We start from the raw sequence: 2,525 nt of genomic DNA on the forward strand, positions 1-2,525 counted from the left end.
GTGGCACACGCCCGTGGCCATGATCTCCACCAGCACTTCGCCGGCACGCGGACCTTCAAGATCCACTTCCACGATTTCGAGCGGTTGCTTGGGCGCAAAGGCAACGGCGGCGCGGGTCTTCATCGGTATGCTCCCTTCCTGATTGCGGCGGGCCTAGCACAGCACTCCTTTTGGCATTAAGAGGTTCAAACGAAACACATTGCGCCAAATAGGGAACAATAGAATTGGACAGTTGGGAGGGAATCGACGAATTCGTGGCCGTCGCGCGGACCGGTTCCTTTATCGCCGGCGCGCAATCGCTCGGCGTATCCCGGACCCATATGAGCCGGGCGATCGCCCGCCTTGAAGACAGCCTGAACGCCCGCCTGCTTCATCGGACCACGCGGACGGTCAATCTAACCCCCACGGGGCGCATTTTTCTGGATCACTGCAGTCGCCTGCTCAACGACAGGGACGAAGCAATGGCCCTGGTGCGCGAACAGGGCGAACCGCGCGGCGAATTGCGCATCACCTGCTCGACCGCCTTGGGTGAGCGCTTTGTTGCGCCCCTCGCCCGCAGATTTGCCGTCCAGCACCCGCAGTTGACGCTGTTCCTTGACCTGTCCAATCGCCTGGTGGATCTTGTTGGCGAAGGCTACGACCTTGCCATCCGGACTGGCTCGCTTTTTTCGTCGAACCTGATTGCGACCCGCATAGGTTCCCGCCAGTTTCACACCTGCGCCAGCCCGACCTACCTCGATCGCCGAGGCAAGCCACACGCCATCGATGATCTTGATCGGCACGATTGCCTGATCGGCTCCTCGCCGGCATGGCACTTCTCCGTCGATGGCGCTGAACGGATCTATCGTCCGAAAGGCTCCTGGTCCTGCAACAATGGCCAGACCGTTCTGGATGCCGCCATGGAAGGCATGGGCATCTGTCACCTTCCCCAGTCATATGTGGCTCCTGCATTGGAGGCTGGACAACTTGTCCCCTTGCTTGGAGAAAATGCCCCGCCCACCGAGCCGATCTGGGCCGTTTACCCCGACCGGCGCCATCTCTCCCCAAAAGTTCAGAGATTTGTTGCGCTGCTGAAGACGGAACTTCCCAGGATCCTGCCGGGAGGGGTCTCTTGAGCGGGATGGAAATCACGGGGTCAGGTCCGGCCCAGCATACATGCACAAGCATTACCTCGGAGCGTCACCTTGCAAGACACCGCAACGCCTGGCCAGTCAGCAAAATCGCAAGCCGCATCAGCGCGCTGCGCCGCCATGGTTCAGCATGCGCGCGCGCTGATTGGCGCTCAAGGCGTCGAAAGCGTCACCATCAACGATGTCCTGCGCCTATCCGGCGGGTCCAAGGCAACGCTCGTCAAATACTTCGGCGGCCGTGACGGGCTGATTTCCGCGGCGATCGGCGAAGAAGCACGCGAGGCGATCATCGCCTTGCGGCTGGAAGATTCCGGCATTGGTGACCTTCCATTGGCGGAGGGACTGGGGCTTATGCTGCGCGGCATCTTGCGCTTCTACATGACGCCTGGCGCACTGATGCTTTACCGTGCCGTCGTTTCGATTGGCGCACGCGAGCGCGGAACGGCTGCAGCCTTCTACGATCATGGGCATCGTGTCCTCGTCGATGCGCTCGCGCAGTTCCTGAATCGCCATCGCGGGACCAGTGTGGCATCGCATCCAGATCTCGCTGATATTGCCGACCAGATGCTGCACACGATCCGTGCCGGATTGTATGAGCGCGCATTGCTGGGCCTGGCGCCTCAAGAGGCCAGCGACGACCTGATCGAACATCGTGTCCAGTCAGCTTTGACCATCTTCCTGCCGGGGCTGAAGGCAGTGCTCGATCGTTGACACCGTGTCATTCGGCAAATATGTACCCTTGGTACACATAATGGAGAGGCCGGACATGACGTGGTTGCGCAATGCGTGGTACATGGCGGGCTGGGCTGATGAAGTCGGCGAATTCGGCCTGACTCGCAAGATCATCGACCAACCCGTATTTGTTTTCCGCAAACAGGACGGATCGCTCGGTGCCTTGCTCGACCGCTGCCCACATCGCTTTGCCCCCCTTTCAAAAGGAGAGCGCGATGGCGACAATGTGGTCTGCGGATACCATGGGCTGGCCTTCTCGCCGGAAGGCAAATGCGTCCGCAACCCCTTTGCCGAGCGCATTCCGAGCGGGTCAGACATACCGACTTTTGCGGCAGTAGAGCGCGACGGGATCGTCTGGCTCTGGGCCGGAACGCCCGAAAGTGCCGACGTGGCGCTCATCCCCGATTTCTCGTTCATACCAGACACGGATCACAGCCGCACGGTTCACGGTTATACGCTGATGCAGGCGAACTATCAGTATGGCACCGACAACCTGCTGGACCTTTCCCACATCGAGTTCGTGCACCGGGGAACGTTTGCATGCGCGGCGACAACTACGATGGCCGGTTGAGCGGCGACTATGATGGCCGGTAGGATCGGTTGTCTGGTCTGATCGTAGGGAGGGGCGCAGCCCCGACCGGAGAGCGGACCAGACAACCGGTG

The 2,525-nt window shown here is 60.6% G+C and carries 3 protein-coding genes and 1 pseudogene; 3 read left to right on the forward strand and 1 reads right to left on the reverse strand.

The annotated features are described in order from the left end of the window. Positions 1-123: pseudogene (locus POM99_RS22170) on the reverse strand (S-(hydroxymethyl)glutathione dehydrogenase); the annotation flags it as partial. A 101-nt stretch (positions 124-224) separates the two neighbouring features. On the opposite strand from POM99_RS22170, the gene POM99_RS22175 reads away from it, so the two are divergent. The 3 genes from POM99_RS22175 (at position 225) to POM99_RS22185 (ending at position 2,433) form a co-directional block, all read left to right on the forward strand. Beyond that, positions 225-1,115 (forward strand): LysR family transcriptional regulator, encoded by an 891-nt coding sequence (locus POM99_RS22175; RefSeq protein WP_277280985.1) that lies wholly within the window; start codon positions 225-227, stop codon positions 1,113-1,115. 69 nt (positions 1,116-1,184) lie between these two features. Continuing rightward, positions 1,185-1,841 carry a TetR/AcrR family transcriptional regulator gene (locus POM99_RS22180; protein ID WP_277280987.1) on the forward strand — a complete coding sequence of 219 codons (657 nt, stop codon included), beginning with the start codon at positions 1,185-1,187 and terminating at the stop codon, positions 1,839-1,841. Positions 1,842-1,896: 55 nt separating this feature from the next. After that, entirely contained in the window at positions 1,897-2,433 is a 537-nt protein-coding gene (locus POM99_RS22185; RefSeq protein ID WP_277280989.1) for a Rieske 2Fe-2S domain-containing protein, read from the forward strand. Positions 2,434-2,525: the final 92 nt, after the last annotated feature.

The sequence above is a fragment of the Novosphingobium cyanobacteriorum genome (genome assembly GCF_029436685.1).
GTDB lineage: Bacteria > Pseudomonadota > Alphaproteobacteria > Sphingomonadales > Sphingomonadaceae > Novosphingobium > Novosphingobium cyanobacteriorum.